Genomic DNA, 23595 nt, shown 5'->3' with positions numbered 1-23595 from the left:
GCGAAAGTGCCGGAATTGATCCGGCCGGGCAGTCTCGCGGGGAACCATTCCCGCAAGTCGTTACGTTGGGGCATAGCTAAACAAAACGGCCATGAGGTTCACAGCCTTACAGGATCCGTGCGGCCAATGGATGGTGTACGATCTGCGGTCCGGTTGCCCGGCGCAGATGCCGGACATGGTGCTGCTCGGTCTCACGCGCGAGCAAGCGGAGGAGTTCGCCAGCCAGGCGAATGAACTCCTCTCGACACCGCGGCCGGCGGTACTTTCCCGATATTCCAGCCTTTTATCGATACTTTACTGGCCTGCGCTGGAACAATCGGACTCTGTTTCAACTTCCATGCGTGTTGTGGGAGCGCGCTGCGGTTCCGGGGCAACCACGTGGGCCAAACAAAGACTTAGGCCGGTCAGCTATTCTGTGAACACCGAGCCCGCTTTAGCTACGCTGAAACAAGGAGCGTCAATGCGGTTCGCAGCGATGCGGGATCCGTGCGACGACTGGCTTGTGTGTGATCTGGCTTTCGACATCCCGGCGGAGATGGTCGGCCGGCCGCTGATCGGCTTGACGCGCGGCGAAGCCGAGCAGCTTGCCGACCTGGCCAATGCCAGGCTTGGCGGACAGACTGCCAGTTCGCCGATCCCGTTCGCCAGCGTCGCCTGAAGACCCCGGCCCGCGCATTGGCGATTCAACGCCCGTTCACATCGGATAACGTTTGCGTTCCACCCTCGTTTCAACGCCGGGGCGGCTTCTATATGTCTGCTTTGGGCCGAGAAACGCCGGCGGTGAATGGCCAGCACCGCGACACGACGCGACAGGACGGCCCGTTTCGGAAAAAGCGGTTTTGCCGCTTCTTCCATCGCAGGGAGATGTCATCATGCGTTCTTTCATCCCAAAACTCATTGCGGCCGCCTCGATCTTCGCGGCCATGCCGCTTTCCAGCGCCTATGCCGTGCACCGCCACCATAGAGCCGCGGTCGACACGACAACCACGGCGTCAGTGCCGATGGATCCGGAGGCGAGAGCCGCAACGGAGCAGCTGCTTGGCGTCAAGCAAGGTATCCGCGACGCCAGGGAGCTCGGCAAGATCTCTGAAGGCAAGGCCCGCGAGCTGATGCAGCGAGCCGACAGCATCCAGCGCGGCGGATCGGCGATCGGGCAGATCAATGAGCTGGATCAGCGGCTTCAGGACGCCACCGGCCAGGGAACCTATATGGGCGACGGCTCGGACGGCGGCTATTATCCAAACGGCTGACGAACATGCGTTCTTCGCAAGGCGGCTGCCGGTGTGATCGGGCCTTCCCAGGCTTCACACCGGCGCTGCCGTAGAATGCCGCTGCAGCGACGGCGCCGGCATCCGTCATACCAGGCTACGCTCTTTGGCGGTCTTCGCTTTCTCCGCCATGCGCAATCCCGTCGCCTGACGCGTCGCATAACGCTCTTTGGGCCGCCGGTCGTCCCGGCCCTCGCGAATCTGTGATGTGGAGGGGCCGGCCGGCCCCTCGACTACGCCAGCCGCGCCCGCGTCGTCCTCGGCGTCGCCAAGAGCAGGCTTGTCTCGCTTCCCGTTATGCCGGGGATCAGCCTTATGCGCCGCAGCACAGCGTCGAAATCCGTCAGCGTGGCGGTGCCGAGCTCCACCACCAGGTCCCAGCGGCCGTTGGTGGTATGAATGGTCGAAACCTCGGCGAGGCCGCCGAGCGCCTTGACGACGCGGTCGGCGGCGTGGCCCTCGATCTCGATCGTCATCACGCCGCGTATCTTCTGGTCGACCGCGTCGGCGCGCAGCACCACCGTGTAGCCGATGATCTCGCCGGACTTTTCCAGCCGTTCCATGCGCGACCTGACCGTGGCGCGTGACACGCCGAGATCGATGGCGAGGTCGGATACGCTGCGCCGAGCATCATGCCTCAGCAGCGTCACCAGCTTCTCGTCTAGAGCGTCCATGGCTTCCCATTTCGATCAAATCATTTGACCAATATGATAGATTAGTCTTCTCGAAATGCCAATTTTCGCTGTTCAAACCGCCAGCGGGTGATGGTTCACTCCTTCGATCAATCGCAAGGTGAGAAAAAATGCGCTGCAGGATCGTCGGCGCGCCGGTGCAGGACGGCGCGGGCAGGATGGGATGCGAAATGGGGCCGAGCGCGCTGCGCACGGCGGGGCTGGTCTCGGTGCTGGCCGAGCTCGGCCACGAGGTCGAGGACTGGGGCGCGGTCGAGAAGGCCGCGGCGCGGCCGGTGGTCCACGGCAACCTGGCGCTGAAGGCGCTGCCGGAGATCTCCGCCTGGACGGCGGCGATCGCCGAGACCGCCTACGCCGCTTCCAGGGACGCCATGCCGATCTTCCTCGGCGGCGACCATTCGATCTCCGCCGGCACCGTGTCCGGCGTGGCGCGCCGCGCTGCCGAGCGCGGCCGGCCGCTCTTCGTGCTGTGGCTCGACGCGCATCCCGATTTCCACACGCTCGACACCACCACCAGCGGCAATCTGCACGGGGTGCCGCTCGCCTATGCCAGCGGCCAGGCCGGCTTCAAAGGCTATTTCCCGGATCTGCCGCAAGCCGTCGACCCGGCCCGCATCTGCGCCATCGGCCTGCGCAGCGTCGACCCGGCCGAGCGCCGCGCGCTCACTGAAGCCGGCGTCACCGTGCATGACATGCGCGCCATCGACGAGCACGGCATCGCGCCCTTGCTGCGCGCCTTCCTGGCCCGTGTCGAGAAGGAGAGCGGCTTGCTGCATGTCAGTCTCGACGTCGATTTCCTCGACCCTTCGATCGCGCCGGCCGTCGGCACCACGGTGCCCGGCGGCGCCACCTTCCGCGAGGCGCATCTGGTGATGGAGATGCTGTCCGACTCAGGCCTCGTTTCGAGCCTCGACCTGGTCGAATTGAACCCGTTCCTCGACGAGCGCGGCCGCACCGCGACCCTGATGGTCGACCTCACCGCCAGCCTGATGGGCCGCCGCATCATGGACCGCCCGACCCGCAGCCACTCCGGAAGCCTCTGACCATGACCCAGCCTTCGCGCCTTGCCATCGTCCCCTTCGTCAGCGTCGACCGCATGATGAAGCTTGTGCTCGCCATCGGCATCGAGCGCTTCCTGACCGAGCTCGCCGCCTATATCGAGGAGGATTTCCGCCGCTGGGAGCTGTTCGACAAGACCCCGCGCATCGCCTCGCACAGCCATGACGGCGTCATCGAGCTGATGCCGACCAGCGACGGCAAGATGTACGGCTTCAAATATGTCAACGGCCATCCGAAGAACATGCGCGAGGGCCGCCAGACGGTCACCGCCTTCGGCGTGCTCGCCGATGTCGGCTCCGGCTATCCGATGCTACTCACCGAGATGACCATCCTGACGGCGCTGCGCACCGCCGCCACCTCCGCCGTCGCGGCCAAATACCTGGCGCCGAAGGGCAGCCAAGCCATGGCCATCATCGGCAACGGCGCCCAGTCCGAGTTCCAGGCCATCGCCTTCAAGGCGCTGCTCGGCATCGACCGGCTGCGGCTCTACGACATCGACCGCTCGGCTTCCGAAAAATGCGCCCGCAACCTCGCCGGCAAGGGTTTCGACATCACCATCTGCGCGACAGGACAGGATGCCGTGGAAGGCGTCGACATCATCACCACGGTAACCGCCGACAAGCAGTACGCCACCATCCTCACCGACAACATGGTCGGCTCCGGCGTCCACATCAATGCCGTCGGCGGCGACTGCCCCGGCAAGACCGAGCTGCACCGCGACATCCTGCTGCGCTCCGACATCTTCGTCGAGTTCCCGCCGCAGACCCGCATCGAGGGCGAGATCCAGCAGCTCGACGCCGATCATCCGGTGACCGAGCTGTGGCAAGTGATGACCGGCCAGGCCGAGGGCCGCAAATCGGCCAAGCAGATCACGCTGTTCGATTCCGTCGGCTTCGCCACGGAAGATTTTTCCGCGCTCCGCTACGTCCGCGACCAGCTCCAGGCCACCGGCCTCTACGAGGAGCTCGACCTGCTCGCCGACCCCGACGAGCCGCGCGACCTGTTCGGGATGTTGTTGCGGGCCGCCATGCAGCCGGCGGCCTGAAGCCAATCGCATAGGGCGTCCCCCTCTCCGTCTTATGTAGCGCTGGTCGACCCCCACTCCGTCTCGGCTTCGCCGAGCCACCTCTCCCCCGTTCGACGGGGGAGAGGAAAGGCGCCAAGCTTCTTGCCGTCAACGCTCGTCCAGCAACGCTCCCTTCCTTTCCCTCCGGAGGGGGGAAAGGTGGCGCTGCGAAGCAGCGACGGATTGGGGGAACCACCTGGCAATCAAGCCTCCGCCTGATCAGTCACGCCAGTCACAGAAGGTGTGCATAGCAGTGGGGGGAGGTGGATCGGCGCGCAGCGCCGAGACGGAGCGCGGGCCAGCGCCAGCGTCGGCGATTGCCAGCACCTAGCGGCGCGCCGCGCAGCTTTCCCTTTCGACCAGCACCGGCGCCAGCACCTCGCGGCGCGAGGGCGCGGCCGGATCGCCGAGCCGCTCCAGCAGCAGGCTCACCGCCCGCGTGCCGATCTTTTCGACCGGCTGCGCGATCGTCGTCAGCGGCGGCCAGGTGGTGACGGCATAGGGGATGTCGTCGAAGCCGACCATCGACATGTCGTCGGGAACCCGCAATCCGCGCGAGCGCAGCACAGTCAGCGCGCCCATCGCCATCAGATCGTTGCAGGCAAACAGCGCCGTGATGTCGGGCGCCTGCGCCATCAGCTGCTCCATCGCCAGCCGGCCGCCGGCGAAATGATAGTCGGAATCGACGATCGAGGACGGCGGCAGCTCGAGGCCTGCCTCCTCGAGCGCGCGGACAAAGCCGCGCAGGCGGGCCGGGCTGGAGCTCGAATCCCGCGGCCCGCCGATGACGCCGATCTTCCTGTGGCCGAGCCCGGCCAGGTATTTCCCGGCGAGATAGCCGCCATGGTCGTGGTCGACCAGCACGGAATCAACATTGACCGACTGGATCTCGCGGTCGAGCAGCACCGCCGGCACGCTGGGCAGGAGGCGGGCGAAGACCCGCGCATGATCGGACGAGCCGGCGAAGATCAGCCCATCGATCTGCTTGGCCATCAGCACCGAGAGATAACGCTCCTCCTTCTCGGCATTGCCGTCGGAGTTGCACAGGATCACCGTGTAGCCGGAGACGAAGCCGGCATCCTCGATCTGCCGCGCGACGCTGGCGAAGAACGGATTGGAATTGTCCGGAAGCAGCAGGCCGATGGTCTTGGTCTCGCCGCGCCGCAGGCTCCGCGCCACCGAGTTCGGGCTGTAGCGCAGCGCCGCGATCGCGGCGCGCACGCGCTCTGCCGTTTCCGGCTCGACATGGCGGGTATGGTTCATCACATGCGAGACGGTAGCGACGGATACCCCCGCATGGCGCGCGACATCGGCGATCGTCGTCATGGCCCGTTCCCCTCAGCGGATCCTCCGCAACAGCCTCTCCCGGTACGCGTCTAGGATGACCGCGAGCACGATGACAAGGCCGATTACGATGGGTTTGAAATTGTCGCCGACGCCGAGCAGCTGCAATCCGGTGGAGAGCACCTGCAGGATACAGGCGCCGACCAGCGTGCCGATGATCGAGCCCTTGCCGCCGCTGAGGCTGGTGCCGCCGATGATGACGGCGGCGATCGCATTGAGCTCGTAGCCGACGCCGGCGATCGGACTGCCGATGTTGAGGCGCAGAAGATAGACCATGGCCGCGATGCCGGCGGTGAGCCCGCTGATGGTGAAGGCGGCGACCTTGTAGAAATCCGGGTTGTGGCCCGACAGCCGCACCGCCTCGTCATTGGTGCCGACGGCGAAGATCATGCGGCCGAAGACGGTGAAGCGCAGCACGAACCAGCCGGCCGCGATCACCAGCACCGCCACCAGAAAGATCGACGGCAGGAAGCCGCCGATGATCAGGTTGCCGAAATCGACGAAACTCTGCGGCAGACCGGTGATGGTGGAATTGTCGCTGACGACGCGGGCAGCGCCCGCGGCCATGTTGAGCATGCCGAGCGTGACGATGAAGGAAGGGATCTTCCAGCGCGTCGAGATCCAGCCGTTGAGGAAGCCGCACACCGCGCCCGTGGCCATGCAGGCGAGCAGCGCCAGCGTGATGGCGACGGCCGGCGACAGGCTCTCGTCGATCATCACGGTGGCGCCGACGACCGTGCACAGCGCCAGCACCGAGCCGACCGAAAGATCGATGCCGCCGGTCAGGATGACGAAGGTCATGCCGGCAGCCAGCACCGTGTTGATGGCGATCTGCACGAAGATCTTCAGCGCGTTGCCGGAGGTGGCGAAATAAGGCGCGGTCGCCGAGAAGAACAGCGTGATCAGCACCAGCGCCAGCAACACGCCTGCATCGCGCACGAGGAAGCGCAGGAATTTTGCCCTTGCGGGAGAAACCGGCGCCGCCACGGCTATCTCGGACGTCTCGCTCATGGTCGCACATACTCCTGATAGGCGAGCGACAGGATGCGCTCCTGGTCGAATTCGGATCGCGGCACTTCGCCGACGATCCTGTTCCTGGAAAAGACGACGATGCGGTGGCACATGCCCATCAGCTCGGGCAGGTCGGAAGACACCATGATGATGCCCTTCTGCTGCGCCGCCAGCATCCACAGCAGCTGGTAGATCTCGCGCCGCGCGCCGATGTCGACGCCGCGCGTCGGCTCGTCGAGGATCAGCGTCGAGGTGCCGCGGAACAGCCATTTGGCCAGAACCACCTTCTGCTGGTTGCCGCCGGAAAGGTTGCGCACCGCCTGCTCGATCGAGCTTGCCTTGACGCGCAGCTGCCCGACCAAATCGTTTGCCGCCGCGCTCTCCGCCCGGCGGTTGAGCAGCCCGTTGCGCGAGACCTTGGCGAGATCGGTGATGGTGATGTTCTTGTCGACGGCCATGTCGAGCAGCAGGCCCTGGCCCTTGCGGTCCTCGGTGAGCAGGCTCAAGCCGTGCCGCACCGCGTCCTTGGGCGCGGCGATCGCCACCGGCTTGCCGTCGATCTCGACGACGCCGTCGAGCTTGGGATCGGCGCCGAACAAGGCGCGCATGGCCTCGGTGCGGCCGCTGCCCACCAGGCCGGCGACGCCGAGGATCTCGCCATGGCGCACGGCGAAGGAGATGTCCGGCGTCGCGGCGTCGCGCTTCAGATTGGCGACGCTGAGCGCGACCTTGCCCGGCACGATCGAAGCGTCGAAACCGTATTCGTCGGCGATGTCGCGGCCGATCATCATGCGCACAAGGTCGGGCACGGTGAGACCCTCGAGATCGCGGGTCGCGACCAGCCTGCCATTGCGCAGCACCGTCACCCGGTTGCCGATCTCGAACACCTCGTGCAGCCGGTGCGAGATGTAGATGATGGTGACGCCCTTGGCCTTGAGCCGCCTGATGATGGAAAACAGCCGCTCGATCTCGGGCGGCGTCAGCGTCGCCGTCGGCTCGTCGAGCACCAAGAGCTTCGAGTCATAGCTCAGCGCCTTGGCGATCTCGACCAGCTGCATCTGCGCCACGCCCAAGGCCTCGACGCGCGTGCGCGGATCGATGTCGAGGCCGACTTCCTTCAGCAGCGCCACGGCGCGGCTGTTGAGCGCCCTGCGGTCGACGATGCCGAAGGCGCGGCGCGGCAGGCTTTCCAGCATCAAATTCTCGGCGATGCTGAGATAGGGCAGGAGGTTCAGCTCCTGATGCACGACGCGGATGCCGCTCTGTTGCGCGTCATGCGGTGTCTTCGGCCGGTAGGGCTGGCCATTGAAGGCGATCTTGCCCGAGTCCGGCTGGTAGATGCCGGCCAGGAGCTTGATCAGCGTCGACTTGCCGGCGCCGTTCTCGCCCAGGATGATATGGGTCTCGCCACGCGCGATCGACAGCGACACATCGCTCAGCGCGACGGCGCCGGGAAAGATCTTTCCGACCCCTTCAAGGGAAAGAATCACGTCGTTCATGCGGCAATCCTGAACAGCGCTCTTCTACCGCAACGGCGGTACGAGCGCGCGGTCATCGTCGCCGGCAGGTGGCCGGCGACGATGACGAGACGAGCAGAACACCGGAGGGAGTCCCGGCGGCGGCTCGCCTCAGGCGGTGATCAGCTTGATGTCGGTCTTGACCCAGCCGGAGAATTTCTCGCCGGCAAGCTCGCGCAGGCCGTAGTCGATGCCCATGGCGGCCATCTGGGCGCCATACTGCTCGACGGTGGCGAGCATCTTGCCGTCCTTCAGCAGCGGGCCGACGGCCGGGATGTTGTCGAAGCCGACGACCTTGATCTGGCCGGACTTGCCGGCCGCGTCGATCGCCTTGACGACGCCGAGCGCCATCGAGTCGTTGGCCGCCATCACGCCCTGGATATCCGGATGCTGGGTGAGGAAGTTGGTCATCAGCGTGTTGGCTTCCTCGGTCTCCCAATGCGCGGTCTTGGAATCGAGCAGGTCGAGGCCGTTTTCCTTCACCGCGTCGTCGAAGCCGAGCTTGCGTTCCTTGGCGTTGTCGGCCTCGGGATTGCCTTCGAGGATGACGACCTTGCCGCCCTTGCCCAGCGCCTTGCCGAGCGCGTCGCCGGCGAGTTTGGCGCCGGCGCGGTTGTCCGGCCCGAAGAAGGCGAGGTCGATGCCGGCCTTCTTCTTGGCCTCGGTGTCGAGCGAGACGTCGATGTTGATCACCTTGATGCCGGCCTTCAGCGCCTTGGCGATCGGCGTGACCATGGCCTTCGAATCGGCCGGCGCCACGACGATGATGTTGTAGTTCTGGGTGATGAAGTTCTCGATCGCGTCGACCTGGGCGGCGAAGTCGCGCTCGTCCTTCATGCCGACGGCGGCGAAATCGAACTTGTCCTTGTTTTTGGCCGCGTAGTCCTCCGCGCCGGCCTGCATCTGCTTGAAGAACTCGTTGGCCAGCGACTTCATGACCAGGCCGACCTTCGGCTTGTCGGCTGCAAGCGCCGGGCCGAGCGGCAGAGCGAGCGCGCCTGCAGCCAAGGCGCTGGTCTTCAGGAACTGGCGGCGTGAGAACGGGCCAAACCCGTGCGTGTCCGAAATCTTGCTCATTAGTCTCCTCCACTTGATTGAGCCGTAATCGGTTACGTAACCGATTACGCGACAAAGTAGATTGTTATTTTATCAGATGTCAACGTCGAGGGTAAGGACGGGAGGAGCGCCGGCGCCGAAGCTGCCGATCTCCCCACTTGCGGGGGAGATTACGCCTTTTGCGGTTTTCGCGACCTCACCGCCACCCCAGCGCCGGCGAGACGTGCTTCAGGATCGACTCGATGACATGGGCGTTGTAGTCGACGCCGAGCTGGTTGGGCACGGTGAGCAGCAGCGTGTCGGCCTCGGCGATCGCCTCGTCCGCCTTGAGCTGTTCCACCAGCTTGTCCGGCTCGTCGGCATAGGTGCGGCCGAACACGGCGCGCTTCTCCGGCTCGATATAGCCGAAATGGTCCTCGCCCTCGCTGCCGCCGAAATAGGCGCGGTCCATGTCGTTGACGAGGGCAAAAATGCTGCGGCTGACCGAGACGCGCGGCTCCCTTGTATGGCCGGCTTCCTTCCAGGCGGCGCGGTAGGCTCTTATCTGCTTGGCCTGCTGGACATGCAGCGGCTCACCGCTCTCATCGAATTTCAGCGTCGAGCTTTGCAGGTTCATGCCAAGCTTGGCCGCCCATACCGCGGTGGCGTCGGTGGCCGCGCCCCACCAGATGCGGTCGCGCAGGCCGGCCGAGAAGGGTTCCAGCCTGAGCAGGCCGGGCGGGTTGGGGAACATCGGCCGCGGATTGGGCTGGGCAAAGCCCTCGCCGCGCAACAGGTCGAGGAAGATCTCCGAATGCCGGCGCGCCATGTCGGCGTCGCTCTTGCCGTCTTCGGGCACGTAGCCGAAATGGCGCCAGCCATCGATCACCTGCTCGGGCGAGCCGCGGCTTATGCCCAACTGCAGACGCCCGCCGGCGATGAGGTCTGCAGCGCCCGCGTCCTCGGCCATGTAGAGCGGGTTCTCGTAGCGCATGTCAATGACGGCGGTGCCGAGCTCGATACGCCGGGTTTTGGCGCCCGCCGCGGCAAGCAACGGAAACGGTGAGGCGAGCTGCCGGGCAAAATGGTGGACGCGGTAATAGGCGCCGTCGGCGCCGAGCTCCTCGGCCGCGACCGCGAGGTCGATCGACTGCAGCAGCGCGTCGGCGCCCGAGCGCGTGCCCGATTGCGGCGAGGGCGACCAATGCCCGAACGACAGAAATCCGATCTTCTTCATGGTTCCATTCCTGCTGCAGCGGCCCATCGACCGCTCGAACTCCCTGTTGCTCCAGCACATAGCCAGGGCAGTGGCGCGATACAACGGACACCGAACGGATACAGACCGTCAACGGGTAAGGCCCTCCAGCGCGCCGATCGGTCCCGTCATCCACGACCGGCGTTGTCACACAGATGTGTCAGTGCCGTAGCGATTGCTACAGAACCTCTTGGCGAATGGCCGACCATCATGACATCCGACGATTCCGAAGACAGGCCGAGCGCTTTCGACGATCGCGTCGAGGCAGCCTTCGAAACCCTGCCGCCAGCCGAGCAGCGCATGGCGCGTTTCTTCGTCGGCCAGAAGCAGGCGGTGCTGCTAGGATCGGCGGCCGAGATCGCCGCCCTTGCCGGCGCCAGCGACGCAACCGTGGTGCGCACCGCCCGCTCGCTCGGCTTCGACAGCCTGTCGGCGCTGCGCCAGATGCTGCTCGCGGACCTGACCGGCACGGCCTCACCCGGCAGGCGGCTGGCCCGCACCTTGCAAGAGACCGGCGGCGACAGCGCCGCGGCGCTGCGCCATGTCGTCGGCCTCCATGAAAGCGCGCTCGAGGCGCTGAAGCGGCCGGAGATGGAAGCGGCCTTCGCCAACGCCGTCGATCTCCTGGCCGCCGCCCGTCGCCGCCACATCTTCGGCATCGGCCCCTCGGGCGCCATGGCCGAATACGCGGCCCTGCAATTCAACAGGATCGGCCTGCCGAGCAGCGCGCTTTCTGTGTCGGGCGTAGCGCTTGCCGACCGCCTTCTGTGGCTGGAAAGCGGCGATGCCGTGTTGATGATGGCCTACGCACCGCTTTACCGCGAGGTCGAGATCGTCCTCGAGCAGGCCGGCCTGCATGACGTGCCGGTGGTGCTGATCAGCGACAATCTGGGGCCGCTCGTCTCCGACAAGGTGGCTGCGACGCTGCCGGTCCCCCGCGGCAAGGCCGACCACCTCGCCACCCATGGCGGCACCATGGTGCTCATCGAGGCAATGATCATCGCCCTGGCCGCCAAGGCCGGCGAGACCGCGTTCGACAGCCTGGACCGGTTGAGCGGCCTGCGCGGCGCGATCGACAAGGCATGGATAAAACGCGGGACGCGCAAGAAGTAAATGCCACTGACATAAAAATGTCAGCCAAAGAGGTATAATATACAATTGGCATTACTTTGCCTTCTCGAAACAACAGGAGAGCGAGATGACTATAAAGACAACGCTTGGACTTGCGTTGAGTTTGACGGTTCTATCCATCGCCGCGCCGGCCTGCGCCGCGGATCTGGTGCTCTATGACGCGCTCGACTTTGCCGGCCCGGTCGCCAAGGCCTTCCAGGCCAAGACCGGGCTGACCGTCGACATCGTCGAGCCCGGCAGCACCGGCGAAACGCTGGGCAAGATCGCAGCTGAAGGCAATAACCCGCAATTCGACATCGTCTGGCTCGACGGCTCCGCCGTGATGGAGCGCATGGCGGCCGACCACGTGCTGCAGCCGGTGCCGACCGATGAATTCGACAAGATCGCCTGGACCGATCTCGGCAAGTCGCTGATCCCGCAGAGCCACGCCTTCCTGCCGACCGGCACCAGCACCACCGCGATCGAGGTCAACACCAAGAAGGTCAAGGCCGACAAGATGCCGAAATCCTGGGCCGACCTGCAGGGCTTCGCCGGCAGCGTCGCCGCCAAGGACCCGAACCTCTCCGGCCCGGCCTATCAGTGGCTTGCCGGCCTGTTCCAGACCAACGGCGTCGATGCCGGCAAGGAGCTGCTCGCCAAGACGCTGACCAACAAGTCGCTCTCGGGGCTCTCCAGCGGCGGCAAGGTCAACAAGGCGGTGCTGACCGGCGACGCCTCGGTCGGCATCAACCAGGACAGCGCCATCTTCTCCAAGATCGCCGCCGGCGAGCCTGTCGTCGCCGTCTATCCGAGCGAGGGTTCGGTCTCGCTGCCGCAGGGCCTCGGCATCAGCGCCAGGACGCAGCATATGGATGCCGCGCGCAAGTTCATCGAATTCGTCACCAGCGCCGATGGCCAGGCCGCGATGCAGAACGGCGACGACACCGACTTCTTCTACATTCCGATCGTCAAGGGCGTGAACCCCAAGCCCGGCCGCGAGACCAGCATCGCCTACACCCATCTCGACGACGCGACGGCCTCGGCGCACGAGACGGAGTGGAAGCAGTGGTACAAGGAAAAGTTCGTCCAGTGACCGCGCTCGCCTGGCAATGACGATGGTGCAGAAATTCGATGCCGCCGCCGGCGGCATCGGCTCGAGCGGGTGGGCGCGCGGACGCCTGCCCGCGCTGGCGCGCCTTGGCGGGCCGCTGGCGGTCTATGCCGTCTTCGCTCTGTTGATCGGCCTGCCGCTGGCGCTCGTGCTGCTGCAGGCCGTGGTGCCTGGGCTGTTCGCGGTCGACGGCGCGCAAGGCCTCTTCAGCGCCGAGCCGCTCGCGCGCGTCTTCTCCTCACCCTATGTCGCCGGCTCGATCCTGCATTCGCTGGAGCTCGGCTTGCTTGCGGCCCTGACGACGACCATGCTCGGCGGCGCCTTCGCCGTGCTGGTGCAGCGTTGCGACATCCCGCTGCGCGGCCCGCTTTCGCTGGTGCCCTGGCTGGTGTTCCTGACGCCGTCCTATCTGAAGGCGCTGGCCTGGGTGCTTTTGATGTCCTCCGGCGGCTACCTGGCGCAGCTTGGCCTTTTGCCGCCTTGGCTCGGCGCTTCCTTCTTCGGGCTGGCCGGCCTGGTCTTCGTGCACACGCTGAGCCTCTTCCCGCTCGCGGCTTTCATCATCGGCAGCGCGCTGGCGGGGCTCGGCAGCGAGCTGGAGGACGCGGCGCGCCTGTCGGGCGCCGGGCCGCTCAGGATTTGGCTGCGCGTCAACGGCCCCTTGCTGGCGCCGGCGATTGTGCTGAGCTTCATCGCCACCTTCGCCGAAGTGCTCTCCGATTTCGGCCTGGCCTCGACGATTGCCAGGATGTCGAGCTTCGGTGTGCTGACCTATGGCATCTATGCCGCCGCGAGCGACTATCCCGTCGACTTCCCGGCCGCCGGCGCGCAGGCGCTGGTGCTGCTGGCGCTGGTTCTGCTCGTCGTCGTGGCCGACAGGCTGCTGCGCCGCCGCGCCGATCCGCGGCTGATTTCCGGACGAGCCAGGCCGGCCCGGCGCTATCGGCTCGGCGCCTGGCGCTGGCTCGCTTTTGCGATGGCACTGCTGGTCGCCTTCCTCGCGCTCATATTGCCGCTCGGCGCCATCGCGGTGCGGGCGCTCACCAGCACGCTTGGCAACGGTCTGGCGCCGGACAATTTCACCCTCGCCAACCTCGGCGCGGCGCTTAGCCTGCACACGGCGGCCAATGAAGGGCTCATGCGCAGCCTCTTTTACGCCGGCTTTGCGGCGGTCATCGCCAGCACGCTGGCCTTGCTGCTTTCGGCCCAGCTCGATCGTTCGAGCCCGGTCATGCGCACCGCGGTGCTTGGCCTGTCGCTCGGCGCGGTCGCGATCCCCGGCATCGTGCTCGGCTTCGGCTACATCCTGGTCTGGAACCGCCTGCCCGGTTTCCGCAACTGGCCGTTCCCGCATTACGGCGACGGCTCGCTGCTGGTCATGGGCTATGTCGCGGCGGCGCTGCCCTATTGCCTGGTCGTCATCCTCTCGGCCGTCGGCCAATTGGCGCCGAGCCTGACCGACGCCGCGCGGATCTCCGGCGTCGGCGCGGTCCGGCGTCTCATCTCGGTGACCTTGCCGCTGATCCTGCTCAGCGTCGTCACGGCCTTCCTGCTTACCTTCATCCGCACTGTGTTCGAATTGCCGATGTCGCAGATGCTGATCCCGCAAAGCGGTCCGCCGGCCCCGACGCTCATCCTGAAATTGTTCAGCCATGACCGCGACGGGCTGGCCTGCGCCATCGCGCTCGCCGCCATGGCCGCCGCCGGCGGCGGCGCGGCGTTGATCTGGTATCCGCTCAAGCGCTTCATTGCATTTGGCCGGCCGCAAGGCACTCCGGCCGCGTCGGGAGAGCCGGCATGACCGCTTCGCTCCATTGCGCCGGCATCTCGAAGTCGCTCGGCGGGCGCGCCGTGCTCAGCAACCTCGACCTCGCCATCAGGGCCGGCGAGGTGGTCTCGCTGCTCGGCCCGAGCGGTTCCGGCAAGACCACGCTGCTGCGCAGCATTGCCGGGCTGGTCGACCCCGACAGCGGCACGATCGCGCTCGGCGACCGTGTCGTCTGGAGCGAACGATCCGTCCTGCCCGCTGAAAAGCGCAGGATCGGCATGGTGTTCCAGGACTACGCGCTGTGGCCGCATATGACGGTGGCGGGCAACCTGTCGTTCGGGCTGCGCGCGCAGCGGCTCGCCGAACCGGAGATCGCCGTCCGCGTCGGCCATGCGCTGGAGGTCGCGCGGCTCGCACCCTATCGCGATCGCTACCCCTCGGAACTGTCGGGCGGACAGCAGCAGCGCGTCGCCATCGCGCGCTGCCTTGCGGCGCGGCCGGCGCTGATGCTGTTCGACGAGCCGCTCAGCAATCTCGACGCAGCGCTTCGCGAGGACATGCGCATCGAGATGATGGAGCTGGTGCGGCGCGAGGCGGCCACCGTAATCTATGTGACGCATGACCAGGCCGAAGCCATGGCCGTTTCGGATCGCATCGCGGTGATGCGCGACGGCCGCATCGCCCAGTTCGACACGCCTCGGGCGATCTACGAGAAACCGGCCAATTCCTTCGTCGCCGGTTTCATCGGCGGCTTTTCGGTGGTGCCCGGCACCGTGCGCGACGGGCTGTTCAGCGTGCGGGGCGCCGCCACCGACAGCCTGCGCACGCCCGGGGCGAAATCCGGCGACGGCATGCTTGTGATCCGGCCGGAAGACGCACGGCCGGCCGAGGCGCATCCCGGCAACCGGCTGCAGGGCAAAGTGCTGTCGAGCGCCTTCCAGGGCCGCTGCTGGCGGCTGGCGGTGGAGCTCGGCCCGCAACGCGTCCGCCTCGACTGGCCGGAAGCGCCGCCGGTCGGCTCCTCGCTGGCGTTCTCGCTGCCGCCCGAACGCTGTATCGTTCTCGCCAACTGATGATTCCGAACTATAGGATGCCTGCATGCATGGCCTGACACCCATACTTTCCACCGTGACGGCCTCTTTCCTGGCCTCCTTCGTCGAAGTGGTCGAAGCCTTCACGATCGTGCTCGCCGTCGGCGTGACGCGCAGCTGGCGCCCGGCGCTGACCGGCGCGGCGCTGGCGCTTGCCGTGCTGGCGGCGCTGGTGCTGGCGTTCGGACCGCTGCTGGCGCTCGTCCCCATCACCGTCCTGCAATTCGTGGTCGGCGTGCTTTTGATCCTGTTCGGCATGCGTTGGCTGAGGAAGGCGATCCTGCGCAGCGTCGGCGTCATCGCGCTGCATGACGAGGAGCAGGCCTTTTCCAAGGAGACGGCGGCGCTGCAGCGGCAGGCCGACGACCGCCGCGCCGACTATCTGGCGGCCGTCGCGTCGTTCAAGGCGGTGCTCCTCGAAGGCGTCGAAGTGGTGTTCATCGTCATCGCCGTCGGCGCCGCGCATGGCCAGACGCTCTATGCCGGCCTCGGCGCGCTGGCCGCCTTCGTGCTGGTGATGCTGATCGGCCTCGCCGTGCACCGGCCTTTGGCGCGCGTGCCGGAAAACGCCCTGAAATTCGTCGTCGGGCTGATGCTGACCAGCTTCGGCGTGTTCTGGACCGGCGAAGGCCTTGGCGCCGAATGGCCAGGCGCCGACCTCGCTCTGCTCGCCATCTTCGCCATCATTGCCGCCGCATCCTTCGCCATCGTGCGCTGGCTGCGCGGCGCCTATCCGACGCCCGCCGAAGGAGTCGCCCGATGACCATGATCCGTCTTGTCTTCAAGGAGCTCGTCGGCATGTTCGTCGACGACGGCAGCCTGGCGCTGCTGGCGCTGATCCTCATTGCACTGGTCGCCGCCGCGGTGAAGTTCCTGGGGCTGCCGCCGCTCGCCGGCGGCTGGCTGCTTCTCGCCGGCTGCCTGGCAATTCTTCTGCAGAGCACGCGCCGCGCCGCGCGCGGCAGGCCGCGCTGATCGCGTAACGCTGGAGATTGGCGGAAGCTTCCCAGCTTCGTCATTCCAGGGCGGAGCAGCCGCGAAGCGGCGTCGCGGAGACCCTGGAATCCATGCCGTGCCCTCAGCCGTGGAATGCAGCGAGGCAGAATTCTGCACCGTTGTGACGCTTCAAAGTAATGGCATGGATCCTATGGTCTGCGCGCGTCGCTTCGCTCCTTGCTCCGCCATAGGATGACGATCGCGATGGGCGCTTCAGACAATCTCAAAGCATGCCGCCTGCCAAGGCAAAGCATAGCCGCCGGCCAAATCCGCGCCGGAGACCTAATAAACGGTGAAAAGCGTCGGCAGGTCGCCGCTGAGGCGGAAATACTCGACCGCCTCGATGACCGGGAACAGCGCCAGGAAATAGAGCCCGTCGCGGAACGTGTTCCGCAGCGCGCGCGTCGAAAACAGCCATTGCGCCTCGTCGCGGTAAAGCAGCGGATTCGGCCAGAAGTGCGGCGTGCGGTCGGCATAGGCCGCGTAAGCCGCACCGAACTTGCCGGCGAGGTATTCGGCCTCCTTGCGCGCGGTGAAGCGGAAGACGAGGAAGCTCGCCAGCCCGAGCATGACGGCCGCCAGCAGCGAGCCGAACATCAGGCCGATGCCGGCAGCGCCGACGGTCGAGAAGAAATAGAGCGGGTTGCGGGTCATCGAGAACGGGCCGGACATGATCAGCTCGTCATTCTTCCTGCCGCCGACGAAGAGGATGCTCCACAGCCGGCCAAGGAAACAGATCAGCACCATCGCGAACCCGATCGTCTCGACGATTTCGTGCCCGTCCGACCCTTCGGCCAGCGCCGGCTTGCTGAACAGGAGCAGGATGACGGCAAGCACGGCGGCCGCCTGCACGACGATCAGGCGCTTGTGCTGGTCGAACGCCTTCGGCGCCGATTTGAGGGACGTATAGGCCATTCTTCTCACGCTCCGGCGCCGACAGGGGCGCCGAGGCTTCTCTAGCTGTTCCGCCGCGGGAAGACGAGGCCCGATGGAGGTTTTCGGCCGACCTTACGAATTTGTAAGCGGGCGGACAGGCTGCGGTGAATTCACCTGCCTAGGCTGATGATCGCCGCCAAACGCGATTTCAGGCTGCGAATGGATCATCAACCTCGGGATAATGTCATGAACAAATTTGCCCTTGCCTTCGCGTTTGCCGCTACCGCGATCATCGTTCCCTTGGCTTCGGCCGTTGCCGCTCCGACGCCTTGCGAGACCGCGTTGAAGGACCTGCGCGCCGCCGAGGCCAAGGCGACACCCAACGATGCCGACAAGAACAAGGTTTCCGAACTGGAGACGAAGGGCATCGAGCGTTGCAACGCCGACGACGACAAGCGCGCCGACGACTTCTTCGCCCAGGCCATGAAGATTCTTGGCAAGTAAGCGGCGGAGGAACCGGAAATGGATATCGCCATGACCGTAGCAAGCCACGCACACGAGTCCGAATTGAACCGCGTCCCGGACGTCGCCATCGATTTCTGGCTGATCAAGATCATGGCGGTGACCATGGGCGAGACGGCGGCCGACTACCTGGCCGTCAATCTCGGCCTCGGCCTTACCGTCACATCCTTGATCATGAGCGGCATCCTGGTGGTCGCGCTTGTCCTGCAGTTCGCGCGCAAGCGCTACGTGCCCTGGGCCTATTGGCTCGCGGTCGTGCTGATCAGCGTCGTCGGCACCTTGGTCACCGACAACCTCGTCGACAATTTTGGCGTGCGGCTGGAGACGACGACGATCGTCTTCTCGGTCGCCCTCGCGCTGACTTTCGCGGCCTGGTACACCAGCGAAAAGACGCTCTCGATCCACACCATCTTCACCACCAGGCGCGAGATCTTCTATTGGCTGGCGATCCTGTTCACCTTCTCGCTCGGCACGGCCGCCGGCGATCTGGTCGCCGAGCGTTTCGACATGGGTTATCTCACCACCGGCGTGATCTTCGGCGGCGTGATCGCGGCGATCGCGCTCGCCTGGTTCTTCCTCGGCCTGAACTCTATCCTCGCCTTCTGGCTCGCCTATATCCTGACCCGGCCGTTCGGCGCCTCCTTCGGCGACCTGCTGTCGCAACCGGTCGAGTATGGCGGCATGGGCTTCGGCACCACCGCCACCAGCCTGACCTTTCTCGGCTGCATCGTGGTCATCGTTCTCTATATGACGCTGAGGAACCTGATCGACGAAGACGAACAGGCCCTCCTCGACTAAAACGCTTCTCGCAAAAATGTGTTGCGGCCTTCGCTCCGGCAGCGCTTAAAAACAGATGGTTAGAGCAATTCCAGCAACGGGTGGCGCGGGATTTCCGTCAGGAACCGCGTCAAACGAAGAGATACACCGGCCAAGAAAAAGCCGCAGCCGGCGCTACCATGCCGGTGAGGTTGAGGCGGCAAGGACAGCACGGGGCGATGCGACTTCTGCTTGTTGAAGACGATCCGAGAACCGCCGACTACATCGTCAGGGGACTGACCGAGGCCGGCCATGTCTGCGATCTGCTGCGCGACGGCCATGACGGCCTCTTCGCCGCGACCCGCAACGCCTATGACGTGATCGTCGCCGACCGCATGGTTCCCGGCCTCGACGGCCTGTCGATGATCAAGGCGGTGCGCGCCGCCGGCATCCGCACGCCGGCCATTTTCCTGACCTCCATCGGCGGCGTCGACGACCGCGTCGAGGGCCTCGAAGCGGGTGGCGACGACTATCTGGTCAAGCCCTTCGCCTTTTCCGAGCTGCTCGCCCGCATCCATGCGCTCGGCCGCCGGCCGGCGGCGCAGGAGCAGAAGACGGCGCTGCGCGTCGCCGACCTCGAAATGGACCTGATCCTGCGCCGCGTGACCAGGCAGGGCCAGCCGATCGACCTGCAGCCCCGCGAATTCAGCCTGCTCGAGGTGCTGATGCGCGGCGAGGGCCGCGTCATCACCCGCACCATGCTCCTGGAGCGCGTCTGGGATTTTCATTTCGACCCCAAGACCAGCGTCGTCGAGACGCATATCAGCCGGCTGCGGGCCAAGGTCGACAGGCCCTTCGACGTGCCGCTGATCCACACCGTGCGCAACACCGGCTACAGCCTGCATGTTCCGGCCTGATCTTGCGTCCACAGGGTGGCCAACCGCGCTCGCCATCGCATGAGCGAGACACGCTCCAGCCTGCTGCGCAGCACGCCGTTCAGGCTGGCGCTGACCTTTGCCTTCCTGTTCCTGCTGGCCTTCATCCTGTCCGGCGCGATCGTCTATCAACTGATGAGCGCCTCGCTCGCCAGGCAGCTCGATCAATCGATCAAGGAGACCTATGCGCTGATCGCCGCCACCTATGCCGAGAGCGACGAGGAGGATCTCGTCTCCACGGTCAGGGACCATGCCCAGTTCAGCCAGGACAAGGACGAGATCTTTTCCCTCACCGATCGGAACGGCAACCGCCTCGCCGGCGATTTCGCCGCCTCCGCGCTGCCGGATGGCTTTTCCATGTTCGCCGCCAATCTGCCGGGTGTGCCGCCCGACACCGAGTATCGGGCCTATTCGGGCAGGGTCGGCGACAACAATTTGACGGTCGCCTTCTCGCTTTCGGAAACCGAGGATCTGGAAAGGATCGTGCTGATGAGCTTCGGCTGGGCCACGCTTTTCATCACCGTCCTGGCGATCGTCGGCGGCGCCGTGCTTGCCTCGCGCGTCCAGCGGCGCCTCGACGGCATCGCCAGCACCATGGTCGATGTCTCGCATGGTCGCCTCGATGCGCGCATTCCGCTGATCGGCAGCGGCGACGACATCGACGCCGTCTCGGCCCAGGTGAATGCGGCGCTCGAGCGCCTGTCGGCGCTGGTCGACGGCATGCGCGAAGTGAGCGCCAACATCGCCCATGACCTCAAGACGCCGCTCAACCGGCTGCAGATGATCCTGGAATCGGCCGCCGACAAGACGGTGTCGGGCGAGGACGTCTCGACCGAGCTGACCGACGCCCGCGCTGAGAGCCAGCAGATCAACAGCACCTTCGACGCCTTGCTTCGCATCGCCCAGATCGAAGCCGGCGCCCGCAAGGCGCGCTTCGTCGACCTTGATGTCGGCCCGGTCGTCGAGACCATCGGCGAAGTCTATGCCGACGTCGCCGAGGACGACGGCAAGTCCTTGTCCACAGGGATTATTCCGGGTACGAAATGGTATATTCACGGTGACCGCGACCTGCTGATGCAGATGCTCGCCAATCTGGTCGAGAACGCGCTCAGGCATTGCCCACCGGGCACCGCGATCGAGCTCTCGGTGACCAGGGAAGGCAGCCATGTCCTCGTCCATGTCCGCGACAATGGTCCGGGCATCCCCGCCGAGGAGCGCGAAAAGGTGTTCCGCCGGCTCTACCGGCTGGATGCGAGCCGCACGACGCCGGGCAGCGGCCTGGGCTTGAGCCTGGTCAAGGCGGTGGCCGACCTGCATGGCGCGGCAATAACGCTCGAGGACCGCAACCCCGGTCTCGGCGTGACAATCAGCCTTCCGGCCGTGCGAGTTCCAGATGCCTGAGGCAGGCGGAGCCCGCGTCCCGGCCGCCTTACGCATTTGTATAGCCTCCGCCAGCCGCACGAAAACTCCGGTCTCTAGGCTTGTGCCGTTCCCGCCGGATCGGGAGCGCGGCCCGACGAGGTTCGGGCCAGCAACCTCACAGAAGAAAGGAAAGAAGATGAAAAAATCCGTCATCGCAGTCGCAGCGATCGTGGCTCTCGCCTCCGCGACCGGGGCCTATGCCAAGGCGGCCAGCGGCACCATCGCCAGCGTCGACAAGAAGGGCGATTCCTTCACGCTGAGCGACGGCAAGACCTTTGCCCTGCCCGAAGACATCGAGGTTGAGACCCTGAAGGTCGGCGAAAAGGTCACCGTCATCTATTCCGCCAAGGGCGGCAAGCTCATGGTTTCGGCCGTCCAACCGGCCAACTGAGCCGACAAGCACGACACGTCGGCAGGGTTCTCCCTGCCGGCGACGCCATTCGGCGATGCTACCGCGCGGCGCCCGCCCGGCGGAAATCGGAAGGCGACATGCCGGCGAGCTTGCGGAAGGATTTGTTGAAGGCGCTGAGCGAACCGAAGCCCGATTCCATGGCGACCCTCAGCACATTGGCGTCCTCATGCATCAACAGCGCCTGCGCGTAGCTCAGGCGCAGCAGATTGACATATTCGTTGAGCGTCATGCCGGTCGATTTCTTGAACAGGCTCATGGCGTATTTGGGATGGATGTCGGCGGCCGCGGCAATGGTCACGCAGTCGATGTCGTAGAGGAAATTCTCGGCGATGTAATCGCACATGCGCCCGACATTGCGCGAGGATTGCTGGTCGAAGGGATTGCCCGCCCCTTGCCCGGAGGCCGTTCCCGGCACCAGGCGGTAGGGCTCGAAGCGCACCCGCTCGAGCCTCAAGAGCAACTCGTTGACAGCGTGCTCGGCTCTGGCCGGATCGCCCGAGCGCGCATATTCGTTCCAGCGCCTGAAATTGTCGTTGTCCGACTGGTCGGTGGCGTTGGTCACCAGGGTCGCGCCGGTCATCAGCCGATGGCGTATATCGGCCGGCAGATGCAGGCGGAAGAAATGCACCAGCGGCAGATGCGCGCCGGCATAGACGGCGTCGTCGGAGAGGTCGTCCATCTGGTGCGGCAGGCCGCCCCAGAACAGGCACATCTCGCCGGCCGACAGCGCAATCTCGTGCTCGGCCATGCGGTAATGCACAGAGCCCTGGACGATGAAATTCACCTCGACCTGGGCGTGCCAGTGCGGCTTCAGCATCACCAACGGGTGGTTGTGGAACATCTGCAAAACAAGCGGCAGTCCTTCGACGCTGCTCGCGCCAGGCTGGTAGAATGGACGCCCCGGCATCTTACTTTCCGCCAACTTCTTATTCCCTCTGACGGCGACAAGCCTTCCGCGCCGCATAGTCTAGCCACGCTCACAGTGAGAGAGCAAATGAAATGGGAGGATTTCAATGCGCACTACACTGACCTGCGCCGCGCTTATGCTTGCCCTGGGCTCCGGCCCGGCGCTGGCGCAGTCCGGCGAGATCACCATCTGGAGCTGGAACATCGCCGCCTCGTCGTTGAAGGCGACGGTCGAGGGCTTCAACAAGAAGTACCCCGACATCAAGGTCACGGTTCAGGATCTCGGCAACCAGCCCACCTATGACAAATCGATCGCCGGCTGCGCCGCCGGCGGCGTCGGCCTGCCCGATATCGTCACGATCGAGAACGGCGAGGCGGAGAATTACTGGAGCCAGTTCCCGGACTGCTTCGTCGACCTGCACACGCTGGGTTACACGGCGGAAGACCAGAAGAAATTCCCCGACTTCAAGCGCACCGAGCTCGAAGTCGGCGACAAGGCCTATGCGATGCCTTGGGATTCCGGCCCGGTGGCCGTCTTCTACCGCCGCGACTTCTACGAGAAGGCAGGCGTCGACCCGGCCTCGATCAAGACCTGGGACGATTTCATCGCCGCCGGCAAGAAGATCCAGGACGCCAATCCGGGCGTGTCGATGACCAATGCCGATTTCAACGGCGACACCGAATTCTTCCGCATGATCTCCAACGAGCAGGGCTGCGCCTATTTCGCCGAGGATGGCCAGTCGATCACCGTGGCCGAGCCGAAATGCGTCGACGCCATGACCAAGGTCAAGGAGATGAAGGACGCCGGCATTGTGTCGTCGGCGGACTGGTCGACCAAGATCACCAACAACACCGCCGGCACCGTCGCCAGCCAGGTCTATGGCGGCTGGTATGAGGGCACGATCCGCACCGAATCGCCGAAGGAGAGCGGCAAGTGGGGCGTCTACCTGATGCCGAGCCTGACTGCCGACGGCCCGCGCGCGGCCAATCTCGGCGGCTCGTCCCTGGCCATCACCTCGGCTTCAAAGAACAAGGAAGCGGCCTACGCCTACCTGAAATACACGCTTGAGACCAATGACGGCCAGATCACCATGCTGAAGGATTTCGGCCTGGTGCCGTCGCTGATCTCGGCGCTCGACGATCCTTACGTCTCGCAGCCGCAGCCCTATTGGGGCGGCCAGGCGGTGTGGAAGGATATCCTGGCGACGCTGCCCAAGGTGGTGCCGAGCCGCGGCACGCAGTTCCAGAGCGATGCCGAGATCATCGTCCGCGCTGTGCAGACCAAATACCTGGCCAACGGCTATCCCGACGCCAAGGCCGCGCTCGACGACGCCGCCAAGCAGATCGCCGCCGCGACAGGTTTGCCGGTGAAGTAGGGCGACGCCTCACCTTCTCCCCTTGTGGGAGAAGGTGGATTGGCGCGCAGCGCCAAGACGGATGAGG

24 protein-coding genes are annotated in these 23595 nt (G+C 65.4%); 16 read left to right on the top strand and 8 right to left on the bottom strand.

Annotated elements, in window-relative coordinates:
• The first annotated feature begins 175 nt into the window (after positions 1-175).
• On the top strand, positions 176-658 hold the full coding sequence (locus FJ430_RS04565) for a hypothetical protein (RefSeq protein ID WP_140707317.1): 483 nt from the start codon (positions 176-178) through the stop codon (positions 656-658).
• A gap of 214 nt (positions 659-872) precedes the next feature.
• Positions 873-1250, top strand: a complete 378-nt coding sequence (locus FJ430_RS04560) for a hypothetical protein (protein WP_140707319.1) — start codon at positions 873-875, stop codon at positions 1248-1250.
• A gap of 251 nt (positions 1251-1501) precedes the next feature.
• Here FJ430_RS04560 and FJ430_RS04555 read toward each other — a convergent pair whose 3' ends face one another.
• Positions 1502-1942, bottom strand: a complete 441-nt coding sequence (locus tag FJ430_RS04555) for an Lrp/AsnC family transcriptional regulator (RefSeq protein WP_095769871.1) — start codon at positions 1940-1942, stop codon at positions 1502-1504.
• A 128-nt stretch (positions 1943-2070) separates the two neighbouring features.
• Between FJ430_RS04555 and rocF the strand changes: the two genes are divergently transcribed.
• Complete coding sequence (rocF, locus tag FJ430_RS04550) at positions 2071-3003, top strand: arginase (protein ID WP_140707321.1); 933 nt, start codon at positions 2071-2073, stop codon at positions 3001-3003.
• 2 nt (positions 3004-3005) lie between these two features.
• The gene (locus FJ430_RS04545; protein ID WP_140707323.1) at positions 3006-4064 is read left to right on the top strand and encodes an ornithine cyclodeaminase; all 1059 of its coding nucleotides are present in this window, start codon (positions 3006-3008) and stop codon (positions 4062-4064) included.
• Positions 4065-4412: 348 nt separating this feature from the next.
• Here FJ430_RS04545 and FJ430_RS04540 read toward each other — a convergent pair whose 3' ends face one another.
• The 5 genes from FJ430_RS04540 to FJ430_RS04520 form a co-directional block, all read right to left on the bottom strand.
• Positions 4413-5411, bottom strand: coding sequence for a LacI family DNA-binding transcriptional regulator (locus FJ430_RS04540; RefSeq protein WP_140707325.1), 999 nt, complete (start codon positions 5409-5411; stop codon positions 4413-4415).
• A 12-nt stretch (positions 5412-5423) separates the two neighbouring features.
• Positions 5424-6440 carry an ABC transporter permease gene (locus FJ430_RS04535; protein WP_140647220.1) on the bottom strand — a complete coding sequence of 339 codons (1017 nt, stop codon included), beginning with the start codon at positions 6438-6440 and terminating at the stop codon, positions 5424-5426.
• On the bottom strand, positions 6437-7939 hold the full coding sequence (locus tag FJ430_RS04530; RefSeq protein WP_140707327.1) for a sugar ABC transporter ATP-binding protein: 1503 nt from the start codon (positions 7937-7939) through the stop codon (positions 6437-6439). The genes FJ430_RS04535 and FJ430_RS04530 overlap by 4 nt, the downstream gene beginning before the upstream one ends.
• Before the next feature lie 129 nt (positions 7940-8068).
• Positions 8069-9034: a sugar ABC transporter substrate-binding protein gene (locus FJ430_RS04525; RefSeq protein WP_140707329.1), complete on the bottom strand. Its 966-nt coding sequence runs from the start codon at positions 9032-9034 to the stop codon at positions 8069-8071.
• A 175-nt stretch (positions 9035-9209) separates the two neighbouring features.
• A complete protein-coding gene (locus tag FJ430_RS04520) occupies positions 9210-10229 on the bottom strand; it encodes an LLM class flavin-dependent oxidoreductase (protein ID WP_140707331.1) in 1020 nt (339 codons plus the stop codon).
• Positions 10230-10457: 228 nt separating this feature from the next.
• Here FJ430_RS04520 and FJ430_RS04515 point away from each other — a divergent pair, with 228 nt between their 5' ends.
• The 6 genes from FJ430_RS04515 to FJ430_RS04490 all read left to right on the top strand — a co-directional run bounded on the left by FJ430_RS04515 (position 10458) and on the right by FJ430_RS04490 (position 16302).
• Entirely contained in the window at positions 10458-11360 is a 903-nt protein-coding gene (locus tag FJ430_RS04515; protein ID WP_140707333.1) for a MurR/RpiR family transcriptional regulator, read from the top strand.
• 85 nt (positions 11361-11445) lie between these two features.
• Positions 11446-12450 (top strand): ABC transporter substrate-binding protein, encoded by a 1005-nt coding sequence (locus tag FJ430_RS04510; protein ID WP_140707335.1) that lies wholly within the window; start codon positions 11446-11448, stop codon positions 12448-12450.
• A 22-nt stretch (positions 12451-12472) separates the two neighbouring features.
• Positions 12473-14269 carry an ABC transporter permease gene (locus FJ430_RS04505; RefSeq protein WP_181175478.1) on the top strand — a complete coding sequence of 599 codons (1797 nt, stop codon included), beginning with the start codon at positions 12473-12475 and terminating at the stop codon, positions 14267-14269.
• A complete protein-coding gene (locus tag FJ430_RS04500) occupies positions 14266-15309 on the top strand; it encodes an ABC transporter ATP-binding protein (RefSeq protein WP_140707339.1) in 1044 nt (347 codons plus the stop codon). The genes FJ430_RS04505 and FJ430_RS04500 overlap by 4 nt, the downstream gene beginning before the upstream one ends.
• Before the next feature lie 25 nt (positions 15310-15334).
• On the top strand, positions 15335-16090 hold the full coding sequence (locus tag FJ430_RS04495) for a COG4280 domain-containing protein (RefSeq protein WP_140647227.1): 756 nt from the start codon (positions 15335-15337) through the stop codon (positions 16088-16090).
• Positions 16087-16302: a hypothetical protein gene (locus tag FJ430_RS04490; protein WP_140707341.1), complete on the top strand. Its 216-nt coding sequence runs from the start codon at positions 16087-16089 to the stop codon at positions 16300-16302. Before FJ430_RS04495 ends, FJ430_RS04490 begins: the two co-directional genes overlap by 4 nt.
• 303 nt (positions 16303-16605) lie before the next feature.
• On the opposite strand, the gene FJ430_RS04485 is transcribed toward FJ430_RS04490, so the two are convergent.
• On the bottom strand, positions 16606-17238 hold the full coding sequence (locus FJ430_RS04485; RefSeq protein ID WP_140707342.1) for a methyltransferase family protein: 633 nt from the start codon (positions 17236-17238) through the stop codon (positions 16606-16608).
• A 207-nt stretch (positions 17239-17445) separates the two neighbouring features.
• Between FJ430_RS04485 and FJ430_RS04480 the strand changes: the two genes are divergently transcribed.
• The 5 genes from FJ430_RS04480 to FJ430_RS04460 all read left to right on the top strand — a co-directional run bounded on the left by FJ430_RS04480 (position 17446) and on the right by FJ430_RS04460 (position 21225).
• Positions 17446-17703 (top strand): hypothetical protein, encoded by a 258-nt coding sequence (locus FJ430_RS04480; RefSeq protein ID WP_140707344.1) that lies wholly within the window; start codon positions 17446-17448, stop codon positions 17701-17703.
• A gap of 30 nt (positions 17704-17733) precedes the next feature.
• Positions 17734-18519 (top strand): hypothetical protein, encoded by a 786-nt coding sequence (locus FJ430_RS04475; RefSeq protein WP_140707346.1) that lies wholly within the window; start codon positions 17734-17736, stop codon positions 18517-18519.
• A gap of 197 nt (positions 18520-18716) precedes the next feature.
• Positions 18717-19394 carry a winged helix-turn-helix domain-containing protein gene (locus FJ430_RS04470; RefSeq protein ID WP_042645381.1) on the top strand — a complete coding sequence of 226 codons (678 nt, stop codon included), beginning with the start codon at positions 18717-18719 and terminating at the stop codon, positions 19392-19394.
• A gap of 39 nt (positions 19395-19433) precedes the next feature.
• Complete coding sequence (locus FJ430_RS04465; protein WP_140707348.1) at positions 19434-20813, top strand: sensor histidine kinase; 1380 nt, start codon at positions 19434-19436, stop codon at positions 20811-20813.
• 157 nt (positions 20814-20970) lie between these two features.
• Entirely contained in the window at positions 20971-21225 is a 255-nt protein-coding gene (locus FJ430_RS04460; RefSeq protein ID WP_140707350.1) for a DUF1344 domain-containing protein, read from the top strand.
• A 58-nt stretch (positions 21226-21283) separates the two neighbouring features.
• Here FJ430_RS04460 and FJ430_RS04455 read toward each other — a convergent pair whose 3' ends face one another.
• Complete coding sequence (locus FJ430_RS04455) at positions 21284-22153, bottom strand: helix-turn-helix domain-containing protein (RefSeq protein ID WP_140707352.1); 870 nt, start codon at positions 22151-22153, stop codon at positions 21284-21286.
• A gap of 106 nt (positions 22154-22259) precedes the next feature.
• Here FJ430_RS04455 and FJ430_RS04450 point away from each other — a divergent pair, with 106 nt between their 5' ends.
• Positions 22260-23528 carry an ABC transporter substrate-binding protein gene (locus FJ430_RS04450; RefSeq protein WP_140707354.1) on the top strand — a complete coding sequence of 423 codons (1269 nt, stop codon included), beginning with the start codon at positions 22260-22262 and terminating at the stop codon, positions 23526-23528.
• The last annotated feature ends 67 nt before the right edge of the window (positions 23529-23595 follow it).

It is taken from the genome of Mesorhizobium sp. B2-8-5 (assembly GCF_006440675.2).
GTDB lineage: Bacteria > Pseudomonadota > Alphaproteobacteria > Rhizobiales > Rhizobiaceae > Mesorhizobium.
Note: the sequence above shows the minus strand (reverse complement) of the source record. Positions and strands in the feature narration are given on the sequence as shown.

Coding starts and splice junctions, on each gene's coding strand:
- FJ430_RS04530 (WP_140707327.1), bottom strand. CDS start 7,939: ATGAACGACGTGATTCTTTCCCTTGAAGGGGTCGGAAAGATCTTTCCC.
- FJ430_RS04545 (WP_140707323.1), top strand. CDS start 3,006: ATGACCCAGCCTTCGCGCCTTGCCATCGTCCCCTTCGTCAGCGTCGAC.
- FJ430_RS04480 (WP_140707344.1), top strand. CDS start 17,446: ATGAACAAATTTGCCCTTGCCTTCGCGTTTGCCGCTACCGCGATCATC.
- FJ430_RS04460 (WP_140707350.1), top strand. CDS start 20,971: ATGAAAAAATCCGTCATCGCAGTCGCAGCGATCGTGGCTCTCGCCTCC.
- FJ430_RS04565 (WP_140707317.1), top strand. CDS start 176: ATGGTGCTGCTCGGTCTCACGCGCGAGCAAGCGGAGGAGTTCGCCAGC.
- FJ430_RS04470 (WP_042645381.1), top strand. CDS start 18,717: ATGCGACTTCTGCTTGTTGAAGACGATCCGAGAACCGCCGACTACATC.
- FJ430_RS04475 (WP_140707346.1), top strand. CDS start 17,734: ATGACCGTAGCAAGCCACGCACACGAGTCCGAATTGAACCGCGTCCCG.
- FJ430_RS04520 (WP_140707331.1), bottom strand. CDS start 10,229: ATGAAGAAGATCGGATTTCTGTCGTTCGGGCATTGGTCGCCCTCGCCG.
- FJ430_RS04465 (WP_140707348.1), top strand. CDS start 19,434: ATGAGCGAGACACGCTCCAGCCTGCTGCGCAGCACGCCGTTCAGGCTG.
- FJ430_RS04515 (WP_140707333.1), top strand. CDS start 10,458: ATGACATCCGACGATTCCGAAGACAGGCCGAGCGCTTTCGACGATCGC.
- FJ430_RS04535 (WP_140647220.1), bottom strand. CDS start 6,440: ATGAGCGAGACGTCCGAGATAGCCGTGGCGGCGCCGGTTTCTCCCGCA.
- FJ430_RS04495 (WP_140647227.1), top strand. CDS start 15,335: ATGCATGGCCTGACACCCATACTTTCCACCGTGACGGCCTCTTTCCTG.
- rocF (WP_140707321.1), top strand. CDS start 2,071: ATGCGCTGCAGGATCGTCGGCGCGCCGGTGCAGGACGGCGCGGGCAGG.
- FJ430_RS04525 (WP_140707329.1), bottom strand. CDS start 9,034: ATGAGCAAGATTTCGGACACGCACGGGTTTGGCCCGTTCTCACGCCGC.
- FJ430_RS04555 (WP_095769871.1), bottom strand. CDS start 1,942: ATGGACGCTCTAGACGAGAAGCTGGTGACGCTGCTGAGGCATGATGCT.
- FJ430_RS04500 (WP_140707339.1), top strand. CDS start 14,266: ATGACCGCTTCGCTCCATTGCGCCGGCATCTCGAAGTCGCTCGGCGGG.
- FJ430_RS04450 (WP_140707354.1), top strand. CDS start 22,260: ATGCGCACTACACTGACCTGCGCCGCGCTTATGCTTGCCCTGGGCTCC.
- FJ430_RS04455 (WP_140707352.1), bottom strand. CDS start 22,153: ATGCCGGGGCGTCCATTCTACCAGCCTGGCGCGAGCAGCGTCGAAGGA.
- FJ430_RS04560 (WP_140707319.1), top strand. CDS start 873: ATGCGTTCTTTCATCCCAAAACTCATTGCGGCCGCCTCGATCTTCGCG.
- FJ430_RS04485 (WP_140707342.1), bottom strand. CDS start 17,238: ATGGCCTATACGTCCCTCAAATCGGCGCCGAAGGCGTTCGACCAGCAC.
- FJ430_RS04490 (WP_140707341.1), top strand. CDS start 16,087: ATGACCATGATCCGTCTTGTCTTCAAGGAGCTCGTCGGCATGTTCGTC.
- FJ430_RS04510 (WP_140707335.1), top strand. CDS start 11,446: ATGACTATAAAGACAACGCTTGGACTTGCGTTGAGTTTGACGGTTCTA.
- FJ430_RS04505 (WP_181175478.1), top strand. CDS start 12,473: ATGGTGCAGAAATTCGATGCCGCCGCCGGCGGCATCGGCTCGAGCGGG.
- FJ430_RS04540 (WP_140707325.1), bottom strand. CDS start 5,411: ATGACGACGATCGCCGATGTCGCGCGCCATGCGGGGGTATCCGTCGCT.